18 protein-coding genes are annotated in these 14586 nt (G+C 73.3%); 8 read left to right on the forward strand and 10 right to left on the reverse strand.

All coding sequences use genetic code 11. From position 1 onward, the window contains the following. Positions 1 to 26 precede the first annotated feature (26 nt). Positions 27 to 938 (forward strand): aminoglycoside phosphotransferase family protein, encoded by a 912-nt coding sequence (locus O7635_RS18325; protein WP_278081650.1) that lies wholly within the window; start codon positions 27 to 29, stop codon positions 936 to 938. On the opposite strand, the gene msrB is transcribed toward O7635_RS18325, so the two are convergent. Further along, positions 922 to 1356 (reverse strand): peptide-methionine (R)-S-oxide reductase MsrB, encoded by a 435-nt coding sequence (msrB, locus tag O7635_RS18330; RefSeq protein WP_278081651.1) that lies wholly within the window; start codon positions 1354 to 1356, stop codon positions 922 to 924. The two genes, O7635_RS18325 and msrB, sit on opposite strands and share 17 nt — an antisense overlap. 69 nt (positions 1357 to 1425) lie before the next feature. Between msrB and O7635_RS18335 the strand changes: the two genes are divergently transcribed. From O7635_RS18335 to ligD, 4 genes are all read left to right on the forward strand, one after another. Continuing rightward, positions 1426 to 1968 (forward strand): hypothetical protein, encoded by a 543-nt coding sequence (locus O7635_RS18335; RefSeq protein ID WP_278081652.1) that lies wholly within the window; start codon positions 1426 to 1428, stop codon positions 1966 to 1968. 111 nt (positions 1969 to 2079) lie between these two features. Further along, positions 2080 to 2802: a chaplin family protein gene (locus O7635_RS18340; protein WP_278081653.1), complete on the forward strand. Its 723-nt coding sequence runs from the start codon at positions 2080 to 2082 to the stop codon at positions 2800 to 2802. A 127-nt stretch (positions 2803 to 2929) separates the two neighbouring features. Then, the gene (locus O7635_RS18345; protein ID WP_278081654.1) at positions 2930 to 3370 is read left to right on the forward strand and encodes an NUDIX domain-containing protein; all 441 of its coding nucleotides are present in this window, start codon (positions 2930 to 2932) and stop codon (positions 3368 to 3370) included. Between the two features lie 100 nt (positions 3371 to 3470). After that, on the forward strand, positions 3471 to 4511 hold the full coding sequence (ligD, locus tag O7635_RS18350; RefSeq protein WP_278081655.1) for a non-homologous end-joining DNA ligase: 1041 nt from the start codon (positions 3471 to 3473) through the stop codon (positions 4509 to 4511). On the opposite strand, the gene O7635_RS18355 is transcribed toward ligD, so the two are convergent. The 3 genes from O7635_RS18355 to O7635_RS18365 are packed head-to-tail and all read right to left on the reverse strand — an operon-like array spanning position 4508 to position 6551. Then, positions 4508 to 4966: a GNAT family N-acetyltransferase gene (locus O7635_RS18355; protein WP_278081656.1), complete on the reverse strand. Its 459-nt coding sequence runs from the start codon at positions 4964 to 4966 to the stop codon at positions 4508 to 4510. The two genes, ligD and O7635_RS18355, sit on opposite strands and share 4 nt — an antisense overlap. Before the next feature lie 25 nt (positions 4967 to 4991). Next, positions 4992 to 6137 (reverse strand): DUF6596 domain-containing protein, encoded by a 1146-nt coding sequence (locus O7635_RS18360; RefSeq protein ID WP_278081657.1) that lies wholly within the window; start codon positions 6135 to 6137, stop codon positions 4992 to 4994. 6 nt (positions 6138 to 6143) lie between these two features. Continuing rightward, complete coding sequence (locus tag O7635_RS18365) at positions 6144 to 6551, reverse strand: YciI family protein (protein ID WP_278081658.1); 408 nt, start codon at positions 6549 to 6551, stop codon at positions 6144 to 6146. Between the two features lie 147 nt (positions 6552 to 6698). On the opposite strand from O7635_RS18365, the gene O7635_RS18370 reads away from it, so the two are divergent. Continuing rightward, a complete protein-coding gene (locus O7635_RS18370; RefSeq protein WP_278081659.1) occupies positions 6699 to 7157 on the forward strand; it encodes a potassium channel family protein in 459 nt (152 codons plus the stop codon). Here the strand turns inward: O7635_RS18370 and O7635_RS18375 are convergent. Genes O7635_RS18375 through O7635_RS18395 form a run of 5 tightly spaced genes read right to left on the reverse strand, consistent with a single transcriptional unit; the run spans position 7111 to position 12329 of the window. Then, positions 7111 to 8670, reverse strand: a complete 1560-nt coding sequence (locus tag O7635_RS18375; protein ID WP_278081660.1) for an alpha/beta hydrolase — start codon at positions 8668 to 8670, stop codon at positions 7111 to 7113. The genes O7635_RS18370 and O7635_RS18375 overlap by 47 nt on opposite strands. Next, positions 8670 to 9791, reverse strand: coding sequence for an ATP-dependent DNA ligase (locus tag O7635_RS18380; RefSeq protein WP_278081661.1), 1122 nt, complete (start codon positions 9789 to 9791; stop codon positions 8670 to 8672). Before O7635_RS18380 ends, O7635_RS18375 begins: the two co-directional genes overlap by 1 nt. A gap of 45 nt (positions 9792 to 9836) precedes the next feature. Then, a complete protein-coding gene (locus O7635_RS18385; RefSeq protein ID WP_278081662.1) occupies positions 9837 to 10337 on the reverse strand; it encodes a DUF456 domain-containing protein in 501 nt (166 codons plus the stop codon). A 12-nt stretch (positions 10338 to 10349) separates the two neighbouring features. Next, positions 10350 to 11861, reverse strand: coding sequence for a dGTP triphosphohydrolase (gene dgt / locus O7635_RS18390; RefSeq protein WP_278081663.1), 1512 nt, complete (start codon positions 11859 to 11861; stop codon positions 10350 to 10352). Between the two features lie 9 nt (positions 11862 to 11870). Further along, positions 11871 to 12329, reverse strand: coding sequence for a GNAT family N-acetyltransferase (locus O7635_RS18395; RefSeq protein ID WP_278081664.1), 459 nt, complete (start codon positions 12327 to 12329; stop codon positions 11871 to 11873). Positions 12330 to 12419: 90 nt separating this feature from the next. On the opposite strand from O7635_RS18395, the gene O7635_RS18400 reads away from it, so the two are divergent. Both O7635_RS18400 and O7635_RS18405 read left to right on the forward strand, forming a co-directional pair. Continuing rightward, positions 12420 to 13217, forward strand: a complete 798-nt coding sequence (locus tag O7635_RS18400) for a YndJ family protein (protein WP_278081665.1) — start codon at positions 12420 to 12422, stop codon at positions 13215 to 13217. Continuing rightward, on the forward strand, positions 13214 to 13702 hold the full coding sequence (locus O7635_RS18405; RefSeq protein ID WP_278081666.1) for a DUF1990 domain-containing protein: 489 nt from the start codon (positions 13214 to 13216) through the stop codon (positions 13700 to 13702). The genes O7635_RS18400 and O7635_RS18405 overlap by 4 nt, the downstream gene beginning before the upstream one ends. Here O7635_RS18405 and O7635_RS18410 read toward each other — a convergent pair. Further along, positions 13699 to 14586: a DNA-3-methyladenine glycosylase 2 family protein gene (locus O7635_RS18410; protein ID WP_278085523.1), complete on the reverse strand. Its 888-nt coding sequence runs from the start codon at positions 14584 to 14586 to the stop codon at positions 13699 to 13701. The genes O7635_RS18405 and O7635_RS18410 overlap by 4 nt on opposite strands.

Genomic DNA, 14586 nt, shown 5'->3' on the forward strand with positions numbered 1-14586 from the left:
GGTCAACGGGGCACTAACCTCTCCGGATGACCGCCGAAGAGATTGTCGTACCCCCGGCTCTCGTGGCCGCCCAGGTCCGGTTCCGCGGCGAAGCGGGCCGGGCCTGGGTGGAACGGGTGGCCGGCGTGGCGGCGGACTACCTCGACCGCTGGCGGCTGCGCCGGGACGGCCCGACCCGCAGCGGCGTGGCCGGGCTCGTGCTTCCGGTGATCACCGATGACGGCACGCCGGCGATGCTCAAGCTCCAGGACACCGACTGGGACCATCCCGGTGAGGGTCTGGCGCTGCGCACCTGGGCCGGCGACGGCGCCGCCCGCCTGCTCCGCGAGGACCCGGAGACGTGGACCCTGCTGATCGAGCGCCTCGACCCCGACCGCGACCTGCATGCGGTCAAGGACGACACGGCGGCGGTACGGGTGATCGCCACGCTGCTGAACCGGCTCAACGCGTACACCGCGCCGCCGGAGATTCCACGGCTGGCCGACCGGGCCGAGAAGCTGATCGCCGACGCGCCGCTGCTGGCGGCCCGGCTGCGTGACCCGGCCGAGGGGCGCCTGCTGCGGCGGTGGGCCGACCAGGTCGCGGAGGTGGTCGGCGACGCGGGTGACCGCCTGCTGCACTGGGACCTGCACTACGAGAACGTGCTAGCCGGCGGCCGGGAGCCGTGGCTCGCGATCGACCCCAAGCCGCTGGCCGGCGACCCGGGCTTCGAACTGGCGCCCGCGTTGTGGAACCGGTGGGACAAGGCGGCGCCGGTCCGCACGGTCCGGCGCCGGTTCGACGTCATGGTCGAGACGATGGGCCTCGACCGCGAGCGGGCGGCTGTCTGGACCGTCGGCCGCAGCCTGCAGAACTCGATCTGGTCCGTCGAGGACGGCGACGTCGCGCTCGAACCCGAGCAGGTGACGATCGCCGAAGCGGTCACTCGGCGGGGATGAGCCGCATGCTGACGGAGTTGATGCAGTAGCGGGCGTCCTTGGGCGTGAACCCCTCGCCGTCGAACCGGTGGCCGAGGTGGGAATCGCAGTGGGCGCAGCGAACCTCGACCCGGACCATGCCCAGCGACCGGTCCTCGATGTAGCGGATCGCGCCCCGGATCGCCTCGTCGAACGACGGCCAGCCGCAGTGCGAGTCGAACTTCGTGCCGCTCTCGAACAGCGCGGCGCCGCACGCCCGGCAGACGTACGTGCCCGGGGTCTTGGTGTCGACGTATACGCCCGTGAACGGCCGCTCGGTGCCGGCCTGACGGAGCACCCGGAACTCCTCCGGGTTGAGGCGCACCCGCCACTCGGCGTCGGTCTTCGGCAGCTCGTCGGTGGGGATTTCGGACACGGGGGAGGACTTGTCGGGTGCCATGCGTTCCACCGTACGACCCCCTTCGCGCGGAAGCCGATTACCAAGGTGTGACCCCGTCGTTGACAGTGCATGCGAACCCCGGCCCGAGCGGCCCGTGGTGAAGCGGAGCAGCCACTTCCCGGCGATCCGCTGCGTTTCCGCCCGACCTGGCGCCAGGCGCTGGGGCGGGGGATGTGGGTGGGCCTGCTGGTGGCCGGCGCGCTCGCGCTGACCGGCCTGGCGGCACTGCTCGCGCCCGTCGTGGCGCACTGGATCACCGGCGTCGAGCCGCAGCGCACGGTGCCGCCGCAGGCCTGGTGGGCGCTGGTGGCGCCGGTGCCCCTCGGCGGCGTGCTGGGCCTGCTGGTGGGCCGGCGGGTCGGCACCGACCTCGACTCCGCCGGGGTGTGGGCGGTGCCGGGCGCGCTCGGCGACTCGGCCGCCTGGCAGCGGGTCGTGGAGGTGCGGATGGAGCGGCGCGGCCGGCGCACGGTGGTGGCGTTGCCACTGGTGGACGGGTCGATCGTCCGGCTGCGGGCCCCGTACGACGGGCACCTGCTGGGGCGTGACCCGGAGTTCGAGCGCAAGCAGTTCCGGATCCGTCTGCTCTGGGAGACCCACCGGTACGGCTGACCCTGCCCGGGTGATCTGCTCCCGGCTGCTTGGGCGTTTTCGGACAAAGCCATCTAGGCTCCGACAAATGCTCCTCTCGGTACGAACTTTCCGGACGACAGGAACAGGATCATGACGATCAAACGACGGCTGGCGGCCAGCGCTGCCCTGCCGGCCGCCGGCCTCGCGGTCGTGGCCGGCGCCCTCGCCCTCACCGGCCAGGCGGCCGGCGCCGCGCCACTCGGCGACGGCATGGCGCCCGCTGACAACGGCGACGGCACCGCCGCGGCCGCCGCGGACCGCGCCCAATCCGTTGCCGACGAGGCCCGCGACGCCGCGCTCGACGGCGCCGCCCTGCTGCCACCCGCCGCCGACCCGACCGGCGACGAGGCCGCGACGGACGAGGAGGGCCCGGCGGAACTGCCCGCGGCGGCCAGGTTCGGCAGCGGCGTCTCGCACATCGCCAGCGGCCAGAACGCCGGCATCCTCAACGGCACGCAGGTGGTCGTGCCGATCCAGATCCCGGTGAACGTCTGCGGCAACAGCCTCGCGGTGCTCGGCGGCGCGGCGGCCTCGTGCGGCGACGACGACGAGGAGGAGCCGCCGGCCCCGCCGGTCGACGAGGAGCCGCCACCGCCGACCGCGCAGGAAGAGCCGCCGCCGGTGCCGCTGCCGCGGCCGGTCGCGGAGCCGCCGGCCGCGCAACCCGAGCTGCCGAAGACCGGGCTGCCGGTCGGGTCGATCGCGGGTCTGGGCGGGGTCCTGACCGCCGGCGGCGCGGCCATGCAGTTGGCCGGCGTCCGCCGCGGCGCCCGCTACGTCGGCCGCCACCGCCGCCGCCCCAGCCCGTCCTGACGTTTCGCGCGGCTTTGCTCTGCAGCCACATACGCAACACCCCGCTCGTGGGGGTGTTGCGTATGTGCAAGCGTTGATCTTCGGCGACGGGACCGTCGTCGCGCGCGCCGTCTGACACGATCGCGCGATGGGCGGAGAAGAGATCGAGCTTCGGGTCTGCTGCGGCGTCGTGGTCATCGACGAGCGCGACCGGGTTCTGCTCATGCGGCGTGCCGGCGAAGGCACCTGGGGCCTCCCCGGCGGCGGGATGGAGCCGGGCGAGACCTGGGAGCAGACGGCCCGACGCGAATGCAGGGAAGAAACCGGTTGGGACATCGATCTGGACGGACTGCTCGGCCTCTACAGCGATCCCGCTACACAGACCCATCGCTACCCGGACGGCACGATTGTGCAGTGCGTCGGCGCGGTGTTCCTGGGCAAGCCGCGCAGCCGGACCGCCATGCCGGACGGTGAGGCCACCGACCTCGGCTGGTATCCGCTCGAACGGCTTCCGGCGCCCTTGTTCGGGCCTGACGTGCCCGTCCTGCGCGACGCGATCCGGCGGCGGGACGCACCCTTCGTCGACTAGCGGCAGCCACCACGGACCGACGCTCCCGCGGGCTTACTCGGACCATTCCGAAACAGGACGGGCCCCCGGCGGGCCGCGGTCGGGGCTTAGGGTCGAGGGCATGCCGTCGAAGAAGGCCGCCGCTGTCGAGGTTGAGGTCGCCGGGCACGCCGTGCGGCTCAGCAGCCCGGACCGGGTGATGTTTCCGCGGGCCGGCTACACCAAGCAGGACGTGTTCGACTACTACCTGGCCGTGGGCGACGGGATCATGCGGGCGCTCGACCACCGCCCGACGACCCTGCAGCGGTTCCCGGACGGGATCGACGGCGAGGCGTTCTACCAGAAGCGGCTGCCGGCCCGCGGCACGCCCGACTGGCTCACCGGCGCCGAGATCACCTTCCCGAGCGGCCGCACCGCCACCGAGCTGTGTCCCGTCGACCTCGCCCACGTCGCCTGGGCCGCGCAGATGAACGCCGTGGTCTTCCACGCCTGGCCCGTCCGGGCGGCCGACCCGGACCACCCCGACGAGCTGCGGATCGACCTCGACCCGCAGCCGGGCACCGACTTCGGCGACGCGGCCGAGGCGGCCGGTGAGCTGCGCGCGATCCTCGAAGAGCTGGGCACGACCGGCTGGCCGAAGACCTCCGGCGGTCGCGGCGTGCACGTCTACCTGCGGATCGAGCCACGGTGGACGTTCGTCGAGGTGCGCCGGGCGACGATCGCGCTGGCCCGGGCGCTGGAGCGGCGCCGGCCCGACCTGGTCACCACGAGCTGGTGGAAGGAGGAGCGCGGGGAGCGGGTGTTCGTCGACTTCAACCAGATGGCCCGCGACCGCACGATCGCCTGCGCCTACTCGCTGCGGGCCAACGCGCGGGCCACCGCCTCGACGCCGGTGACCTGGGCCGAGCTGCCCGACGTGGAGCCGGACGACTTCGACCTGCGTACGCTGCCCAAGCGGTTCGCGGAGATCGGCGACCCGCACGCCGGGATCAACGACGCGGCGTTCGACATCACGCCGCTGCTCGAGTGGTCGGCGGCCGACGAGCGCGAGGGCCGTGGCGGCGACATGCCCTATCCTCCCGACCACCCCAAGATGCCGGGGGAGCCGCCGCGGGTGCAGCCGAGCAAGAAGAACCCGGCCAACTGGACCGACGAGGGCTAGAGCAGAAGCTTCATGCCCTCGTGGGTCGCGGCGAAGCCCAGTGACTCATAGAACCGCTGGGCGTCGGCCCGCCGCTTGTCGGTGGTGAGCTGCACCAGCGAGCAGCCAGCGACACGGGCCTCGGCCACGGCCCAATCGATCATCCGGCGACCCAGGCCGGCGCCGCGGTGTGCGGCCGCGACGCGTACTCCCTCGATCTCCATGCGCGTGCCGCCGCGCCGGGTCAGCGACGGGATCATGATCAGCTGCAGCGTGCCGACGACCTCGCCGCCGAGCTCGGCGACGACCACCGTGTTGCGCGGATCGCCGTCGATGGCGTCGAAGGCCTGCCAGTAGGCCGCGTCGACCTCTTCGGCCACCGTCTCCCGCCCGGCGCCGATCGGGTCGTCGGCCAGCAGCGCAACGATCGCCGGCAGGTCGGCCCGGGTAGCGGGCCGGAAGATCACGTCAGTCACCCGCGAAGCGTCGCACACGCGCCGGTCAGCCCCGCAGCCGCGCGTTGAGCCGGGCCGCCTGCCGGGTGAGATGGGCCCGTTCCGGGACGTTGGGCGCCGACCGGGCCGCCTCGGCGTAGAGCCGGGCGGCCTCGGCCAGGTCGCCGGCCCGCTCGTGCAGATAGGCGGCGGCGGCCGTGTGGCGCGGCAGCGTGGGGTCGACGTCGGCCAGCGCGGCCAGGCCGGCCCGCGCACCGTCGGCCTCGCCGACCGCGACCGCCCGGTTGAGCCGCGCCACCGGGCTGTCGGTCAACCGCACCAGCTCGTCGTACCACTCGACGATCTGCACCCAGTCGGTCTCGTCGGCGGCGCGTGCGTCCGCGTGCAGCGCGGCGATGGCGGCCTGGGCCTGGAACTCGCCCAGGCGGTCGCGGGCCAAGGCGGCTTGGAGCACGTCGACGCCCTCGGCGATCAGCCGCGTGTCCCACCGGCCGCGGTCCTGCTCGGCCAGCGGCACGAGACTGCCGTCAGGCCGGGTGCGGGCCGCGCGCCGGGCGTGGTGCAGCAGCATGAGCGCGAGCAGGCCGGCCACCTCCTCGTCCTTGACCTGCGCGGCGAGCTGGCGGGTAAGCCGGATCGCCTCGGCCGCCAGGTCGACGTCGCCGGAGTAGCCCTCGTTGAAGACCAGGTAGAGCACCCGCAGCACGGTGCCGAGGTCGCCTGGCTGGTCGAGCCGCACGCCCGCGACGGTCCGCTTGGCCCGGCTGATCCGCTGGGCCATCGTCGCCTCGGGCACCAGGTAGGCGGCGGCGATCTGCCGGGTGGTCAGGCCGCCGACCGCGCGCAGCGTGAGCGCGACCGCCGAGGCCGGGGTCAGGGACGGGTGCGCGCAGAGGAAATAAAGCGCGAGCGTGTCGTCCGCCGCCTCGGCCGGGCCGGGGGTGGGCTGGCGGTCGACCAGCTCCTCCCGCCGGCGCCGGGACGTGTCGGCCCGGGTCGCGTCGAGGAACTTGCGCCAGGCCACCGCGACGAGCCAGCCCTTGGGGTCCCGGGGCGGGTCGGCCGGCCAGCCGCGCACCGCCTCGACCAGCGCGTCCTGGACGGCATCCTCGGCCGCCGCGAAGTCAGCTCCGCGGCGGACGAGGATCCCGATGACCGTGGGGGTGAGGGTCCGCAACAGGGACTCGTCCACCGTGCGTCACTCCGTGATGGTCGGGGGCTCACCCAGGAACGGGCGCAGCTCGAGCCACTCGTGGATCGGCTTGCCGCCGGCGCCCGGGGCCGCGGACAGCTCGCCGGCCAGCTCCACCGCGCGCTCGTAGCTGTCGACGTCGATCACCATCCACCCGGCGATCAGGTCCTTGGTCTCCGCGAACGGGCCGTCGGTGACCGGCGGCCGCCCCTCGCCGTCGTAGCGGACGAACGTGCCCTCGGGGGACAGCGCCTGGCCGTCGACGTACTCGCCGGTGCCCTCGAGCCGGGCCGCGAAGTCGCGCATGTAGCCGATGTGGGCCTCGACCTCCTCGGGCGTCCACTTGTCCATCGGGACGTCGTTGACCGCCGCCGGCGCGCCGCGGTAGTGCTTGAGCAGCAGGTACTTCGCCATCGTGGTTCTCCTCGTTCGATACGGCCATCGTGCCGTGTGCACTGCGGGGACGGAGCCGCGCCCCGGTTCTCGACATCCGGCGACAAACAATTTTCCGGCCGGTCGCAGGACCTCCCCGCTGGCGGCCGGGGTGCATGATGATGCGCCATGAGGGCCCTGCTGTTCCCGTTCAAGGCGATCTACCGCGGGTTGGTCTACTTCGCCAACTCGCCACGGACGCTGATGCTGTCGTACGCCCTGATGATCGTCATCGCGGCAGCGCTCTACAGCGTGTTCGAGAAGGTCGGGGTCGGTGACTCGCTCTGGTGGGCGGTGGTCACCGCGTCGACGGTCGGGTACGGCGACATCTCGCCGGACACCTGGCAGGCGCGCGCCATCGCGGTCGTGCTGATCTCCACGATGGTGCTGCTGGTGATCCCGCTGATCACGGCGCACTTCGCCAGCAAGCTGATCGTCGACACCGACGCGTTCCGGCACGACGAGCAGGAGGAGCTGAAGAACAACCTGCGGGTCGTGCGCCGGCTGCTGGAGGAGATGGCCGCCCGCGACGGCGTCGCGCCTATTTCGCCGGGCAGCGCTTCCCCTCCGGCGGCAGGGTCTGACTGAGCAGGTACGCGTCGACGGCCTCGGTGATGCAGGCGGTCTGCGGGTAGGCGGTGTGCCCCTCGCCCTCCCAGGTCAGCAGCCGGCCCACGCCGAGCATGCTGGCCAGGGCGGGCGCCTGGGCGTAGGGCGTCGCCGGGTCGCCGGTCGTGCCGACGACCAGGATGGGGGCGGACCCGGTGGCCGGCCCGGTAGGATAGGGCTCGTGCCCGCCCGGCCAGACCGCGCAGGTCAGCATGCCGACCGCGAGCGGCGCCCCGAACAGGGGGATCTGCGAGCGCCACTCGCCCTGCAGCGTGCGGACCTGGTTGACGTCGGGCACGGTCTTCTGGTCGGCGCAGTTGACGGCGATGTTGGCGTCGAACAGGTTGGAGTAGGTGCCGTTGGGCTCGCGCTCCGCGTAGGAGTCGGCGAGCCGGAACACCTCCGCCGGGTTGCCCTCCTCGAGCGACTTGATCGCGCTGGCCAGGGCCTGCCAGCCCGACTGGGTGTAGAGCGACGAGATCACCGCGTAGAACACCCAGCCGGAGGTGGCCTTGCGGCCGCCGGCGCCGGTCACCGGTGACACCTCGGCCTTGTCGATCGCCGTGGTGACCGCGGCCTTGGCGTCGGGCGCGATCGGGCACTGGTCGGGTGTCGCGGTGCACCACTTGGCGAAGTTGTCGAAGGCCAGCGCGAAGCCCTTGGCCTGGCTCTCGGAGCCGGCCTGGAAGTTCTGCCGCGGGTCGACGGCGCCGTCGAGCACCAGGGCCCGCACGTTCTGCGGGAAGAGCTGGGCGTACGTGGCGCCGAGCAGCGTGCCGTAGGAGTAGCCGAGGTAGGTCAGCTGCTTGTCGCCGACGGCGGACCGGATCGCGTCCATGTCGCGGGCGGCCTGCACGGTGGAGAACAGCTTGAGCTTGTCGCCGTATTTGGCGCCGCACTCCGCCCCAATGCTCCGGTTGAGGTCGACCAGGCCGTCGAACTGGGCCTGGGTCTCGGGGTCGGGCACGTAGCCGAAGCTCTCGTCGAGCTGGGCGTCGCTGATGCACTCGACCGGGCTCGACCGGTTGACCCCGCGCGGGTCGAAGCCGACGATGTCGAACCGGTCGGTCACCTCGGCCGGGATGCCCTGGAAGGCCGCGCCGAACGACAGGTAGACGGCCAGGTTGACGCCGGACGCCCCGGGACCGCCCGGGTTGACCACCAGCGAGCCGATCCGGTCGTGCTGCTTGTCGGACCGCACCCGGATCAGCGCGAGGTCGAAGGTCTGGCCGTTGCCCTGGTCGGCCCAGTCCTGCGGCACCTTGAGCGTGGCGCAGTCGTAGCTCATCCCGTTGGCGCCCCGGCCGACGAGCTGGGCCGGCACCTCGGGGCACGGACGCCAGGCCGGCTGGCCGGACGCGGCGGGCGCGGGCTGGGCGCTGGGCGCCACGTTGCCGCCCGAGTTGGGGGCGATCACCGGCACGGTGCAGCCGGTCAGCACGAGCAGGCCCGCGAGCAGACCGAGGGCGAGGAGGCGCAGCCGCAGACGCACTAGGAGACTCCCGTCCCGGCGGCGGGGTCCCCGCCGAGAACCTCGTCGACGTTGAACCGGACCGGCCGCTCCAGCTGGTCGTAGCCGCAGGAGCGCGGGTCGCGGTCGGGCCGCCAGCGGACGAACTGGGCGGTGTGCCGGAACCGGTCGCCCTCCATGGCGTCGTAGGCGACCTCGACCACCAGGTCGGGCCGCAGCGGCTCCCAGGCCAGGTTCTTGCCGCCGGTCCACCGGCTCACCCCGCCGGGGCGGCGCTGGCCGGTCGCGCTGGTCGGGCCAACCTGCTGCTCGTCGCTGTCGGGGTCGATCCACGGGTGCTCGGCCGGCTCGCGGTGGTCGGCCAGCTCGTCGAGCAGCTCCGAGCGGCGGGCCATGCTGAACGACGACGAGACGCCGACGTGGTGCAGGGTGCCGTGCTCGTCGTAGAGGCCGAGCAGCAGGGAGCCGACCACCGGGCCGGACTTGTGCCAGCGGAAGCCGGCGACGACCGCGTCGGCCGTACGCGCGTGCTTGATCTTGAACATCAGCCGCTTGTTGGGCTCGTAGGCGATGTCGGCCGGCTTGGCGATCAGCCCGTCGAGCCCGGCGCCCTCGAAGATCTCGAACCAGCGCTGCGCGGTCTCGATGTCGTGGGTGGTCGGCGTGACGTGCACCGGCGAGCGGACGCCGGCCAGCGCCTTCTCCAGCCTGGCGCGGCGGGTCGAGTAGGGCTCGTCGACCAGGCTCTCGTCGCCGAGCGCGAGCAGGTCGAACGCCACGAAGTCGGCCGGTGTCTGCTCGGCGAGCAGCTTGACCCGCGACGCGGCCGGGTGGATCCGTTGGGTCAGCCAGTCCCACTCGAGCTTGGGCTGCTGCCCCTCCGCGCGGTGGATGACCACGATCTCGCCGTCGACCGCGCACCGCTCCGGGAGCTGGGCCTTGGCCTGCTCGACCACCTCGGGGAAGTAGCGCGTGAGGGTCTTGCCGCCCCGGCTGGCCAGCTCGACCTCGTCGCCGTCACGGAACACGATGCACCGGAAGCCGTCCCACTTGGGCTCGTAGCTCATGCCCTCGGCCTCGGGGATCTGCGGCACGCTCTTGGCGAGCATCGGCTCGACCGGCGGGTTGATCGGCAGGTCCATCTCACTGAGTCTTCCAGATCGCGGCAGCGCTGTGGTGCGCCCGGTTCAGCTCACCACGACGGCGGCCACCCAGATGATCGCGATGGCCAGCGCCGCGCCGAGCTCGACGAGCATCGCCAGGCCGGCCGCCTTGATCGCGTGCTTGGTCGACGGCCAGGCCAGCTTCGAGTCGCCGAGGCGGGCCAGCTCCGCCAGCCAGACGCCGGCGACGAAGCCGATGACCAGGCCGACCACGGGGATCACGAAGAAGCCGACGATCGCCAGCACGCCGCCGAGGAGCAGGGTCTTGTTGGGTACGCCGCTGCGCTTGAGGTTGCGCCCCGGCCAGGCGTACTTGACCACGATGCCGAGGATGACGATGACCGTGGCCAGCGCGAGCAGGCCCCAGCGGGCGCCGCCCTCGCCCACGAAGATCGCCCAGGCGACCGCCGCGGCCCAGGTCAGCAGCAGGCCGGGCAGGAACGGGATCACGACGCCGAAGACGCCGATCACCATGGCGACCCCGCACAGGATCGTGATGTTGGTTTCGGTCGCCGTCAGATCCATCCGGGAACTTTCTCAGAGGACGAAGGCATCGGTCCAGAGCTGTCCCGATCGACCGGAGAGCGCGTCGAGCAACGCCACCGCCTGCTGGTCGGTCAGCGCCGCCACGAAGTCGACGATCGCCCGCCCGCGGGCCCGGGCGGCCCGGTCCGGCGTGCCCGCCGGCAGCTCCGCCTCGGCCAGCTCGACCAGGTCGTGCAGGCGCTGCGGCAGCCGGGCCTCCTCGGCCGGGTCGACGATCCAGGCCAGCAGCGCCTCGACCAGGGTGGCCAGCAGCCGGGCCTGGCCGCGCTGGTGCAGGGCGAGGTCCGGCCGGTCCAGCACGAACCGGTGGTGGATCAGCTTGAGGATCTGGACCTCGTGCCACTGCGGCCGGTCGAGCAGCACGTAGCCGGAGCGCACGGCCGGGTTGTCGGTCAGCCGGACCGCGTCGACCAGGCGGCGGGTCCAGCGGGCGGAGAACCGGGCGACGTACTGCTCGGCGGCGACCGAGCCGTCGAACGGGTCGGCCAGCAGCCCGTCGACCAGGTCGTGGCGGACCTGCTCGACCGCGTCGGCGAACGCGTCGTCGTCGGTGATCCACCGGTCGCGGCGGTGCAGCCGGCGGCGCAGCTTCTCGATGGCCACCCCCGCCTGGCGGCTGCCGGCGTCGAGCGCGCCGTCGGAGAGCCCGCCGAGCCGCTTGGTCTCGCGCTGCCAGCCGATCAGCTCGGCGGCCACGGTGCCCTGCTGCAGCACGCCGACGCGGTGGAAGTCCTCGACGTCGTGGATCGCGTAGGCGATGTCGTCGGCGGTGTCCATGATGGACGCCTCGACGGTCTGCTGCCAGTCGGGGATCCGGCCGGCGAACGGGGCCCGGGCCTGGCGCAGGTCGTCGACCTCGGTCGTGTAGGCGCCGAACTTGGCCGAGCCGCTCGACGGGTCCCAGTCGGGCGCGGACGCCCCACGCGGCGGCGGGCTCATCCGCCGTGGGTGCGGGTCCGGATAGTCGAGCCGGGTCCAGGGATACTTCACGATCGCCGCGCGTACGGCCGCCGTCAGGTTGAGCCCGATCGTCGCGGCGCCGCGGATCTCGGTGCTGGTGACGATCCGGTACGACTGCGCGTTGCCCTCGAAGCCGTCGGGGAGCCCGAGCCGCTCGCGGGCCAGCCGGTCCAGCACGGCCTCGCCGAGGTGCCCGAACGGCGGGTGGCCGAGGTCGTGGGCGAGCGCGGCGGCCTCGACGACGTCGGGGTCGCAGCCACCGAGCTTGTCGAGCAGGGCCAGGTTGTCGACGTCGGCGGTGAGCCGCTCGGCGATCGCCCGGGCCACCTGGGCCACCTTGAGGCTGTGGGTCAGCCGGTTGTGCACCAGCAGGCCGCTGCCGCCCGGGCTGATCACCTGGGTGACCCCGCCCAGCCGGGCGAAGAACGGCGAGGTGACGATCCGGTCGCGGTCGGCGCGGAACGGGCTGGCGGCCAGATCGCCGGGCGAGGTGCGCCCGGTGTCGAACAGCCGCCGGGCGCGGGGGTCGACCGGCTCCGACATGATCCGACGCTAGCGCACCGCCGGTTTCGCGAGGTGAACCAGGCCCGGACCGCGGTCGAGGGTGCGCCGCGCGAAGATCGTGTACCCGTTGCGCTCGTACAGCCGGATGTTGTCATGGCTGGCCGCGCCGGTGAACAGCTCGAAGCGGCGGGCATCCGGGTGCGCGGCTTCGACCGCCCGCAGCATCCGCCGGCCGAGCCCCTGCCCGCGCAGGTCGGGCGCCACGGCGAGCCGGCCGATGTGGCAGGTGCCGGCGGCGTCCAGGCGGCCGCGCCCGACGACGACCAGCCGGCCGGCCAGGTGGCGACCGACGAATACGGTGTCGAGGACCGCGGTGAGCTCGGCCAGCGTCTCGGTGAGCACCGGTAGGTGCGGATCGTCATAGCGCTGCGCCTCGCTCAGGAATGCCGCGCGCTGCAGCGTGAACACCTCGCCGGCGTCGGCGGCGTCGGCCCGTCGGATCTCCATGCGGCCAGCACAGCGTCCCGTGTCGGAGGCCACATCCGGCGACGCCGGCACGTCTCGACACGTGGGACTTGAACGTGTTCAAATGATCTCGTGACACCGCTCGTGAACCTCGTCGACGCCCTCGCCATGCTCTGGCTCGTGCCGCTGGCGCTCGGGCTGGTCGGTGTGCCGGCGCCCGTCCGACGGCTTTGGCCGTGGGTCGCGTCGCCGGGCGTCGTGGCGTTGTGGCTGCCTCGCGGTGTGGGGGCCGCGCTGCTCGCCGTGCCCTATCTCGTGCTGACCGTCGCGCTGGCGGGGCTCGCGGTGCGTCGGCTGCGCCGGTTCGCGGCGGCCGACGTGGCGGTGGCGACCGGGCTGGCCGCGCCGGTGATCGCCGCCTCGGCGCTGGTGGCCGAGCGGGCGGGGCACCGGCTGCTGGGCTTCCCGCTCGAGACGCTGGCGCTGACCGTGCCGCACCTGCATTACGCGGGCCTGGTGGCGGCCCTGGTCGCGGCGCTCGTTTGCCGGGCCACCGGCGACTCGCCGCTCGGCCGGGCGGCCGCCTGGTGCGTGCCGGCCGGCACCGGCATCGTCCTGGTCGGCTACTTCGTCGGCGACGCGATGGAGTTGGTCGGGGCGGCGGTGCTGACCGCCGGCATGTGGCTGGTCGCGGCGCTGACGGTGACGCGGATCGGGCCGCGGGCGCCGCGCGGGGTTCGCATGCTGTTCCTGACCTCGTCCGGCATGCTGGTGGTCACCATGCTGCTCGCCCTCGACTGGGCCGCCGGCCACGTGTTCCCGGTGCCGCACCTGTCGATCGGCGCGATGGTGGCGACGCACGGGGTACTCAACGCGGTGGGCTTCGCGATGTGCGCGCTGCTCGCCTGGCGACGGACGGAGACGACATGAGTTCCCTGACCTACGCCGAGGTCGGCGCGACCGAGACGGGCGTGCTGCCGGCCGGCTACGGGCACCTGCGCTACCGCACGAGGGTGGGGCACGACGTGTTCGCAGCCGCCGCCGAGGCGGTGCTGACCTGGCGGATGCACCGCGCGGCCGGCATCCGGGTCGAGACCTCGGCGGACCGCGCGGCGCCCGGCGTCGACGTGACGATGCACATCGGCCCGATGCGGGCGCCGTGCCGGGTCGTCTGGGCGGTCGACGAGCCGGGCCGGGCCGGCTGGGGCTACGGGACGCTGCCGGGGCACCCCGCCCGCGGCGAGGAGGCGTTCGTGGTCACGCAGGAGGCCGACGGGACGACCTGGTTCGAGGTCATCGCGTTCAGCGTGCCGGCAAGCTTCCTCATGCGGGCGGGCGGCCCGGTGGCCCGGCTCTTCCAGCGGGCGTACGCGGCCTGGAACGGCCGCGCGCTGCGCAAGCTCGTCAACAGCTAGAACTTCGCGAACGAGCGGATCGGCATGCGGGGGCCGAACTTCGGCGCCATCAGGCCGCTGGCCTCGAGCAGCATGCAGACCCGGCCGCGGTGGCCGCGGAACGGCTCCAGCAGCTCCAGCATGCGAGCGTCGTCGCCGCGGGCCTCGCCGGCCAGGTTCCAGGCCACCGTGTTGGGGATGTGGAAGTCGCCGACGCTGACCGCGTCCGGGTCGCCGTAGGCGATGCGCACCACCTCGGCCGCGGTCCAGACGCCGATCCCGGTGATCGACCGCATCCGGGTGGTGGCCTCGGCCGCGGTCGCGCACCGTTCGATAGCGGCGGCCGCGGCGGCGGCCCGGCGCAGCGTGTCGGCGCGCTTCTGCTCGACGCCGAACGGATGGAACACCCAGTAGGGCTGGGCCGCGATCACCTCGGGCTCGGGCGGGAGCGTCAGCCCCTCGACCGGCCCGGGCGCCGGGGTGCCGAACTTCCGGACCGTCGCCGAGTAGCCCCGGTAGGCCTCCTTGCCGGTCACCTTCTGCTCGAAGATCGCCCGCATCAGCCGGGGGAAGACGATCCCGGTGGTCGGGATGCGCCGGCCGCGGTGCACTCGGGCCAGCTCGCGGACCACCGGGTGGGCGGCGGCCAGGTCGGCGAAACCGGACAGGTCGTCGCGCAACCCGGCGACCGCGTCGGCCTGGTCGACCACCCAGCCCTGACCCGGCCCGTACCCGGTGGCGGTCAGCTCCTGCCCCTGCCGGCGCAGCGCCAGCGTCGCCGGGCCCTCCGGGGTGTGCGTCGCCCACCAGAACGTGTCGCCGGTGAACCGGGCGCAGGGGTCCCAGCGGCTCATCGGGATCGGACCCACCGAGCCACCGAGGTGGTAGCCCTCCGGAACCCGCAT

Source organism: Asanoa sp. WMMD1127, from assembly GCF_029626225.1.
GTDB lineage: Bacteria > Actinomycetota > Actinomycetes > Mycobacteriales > Micromonosporaceae > Asanoa.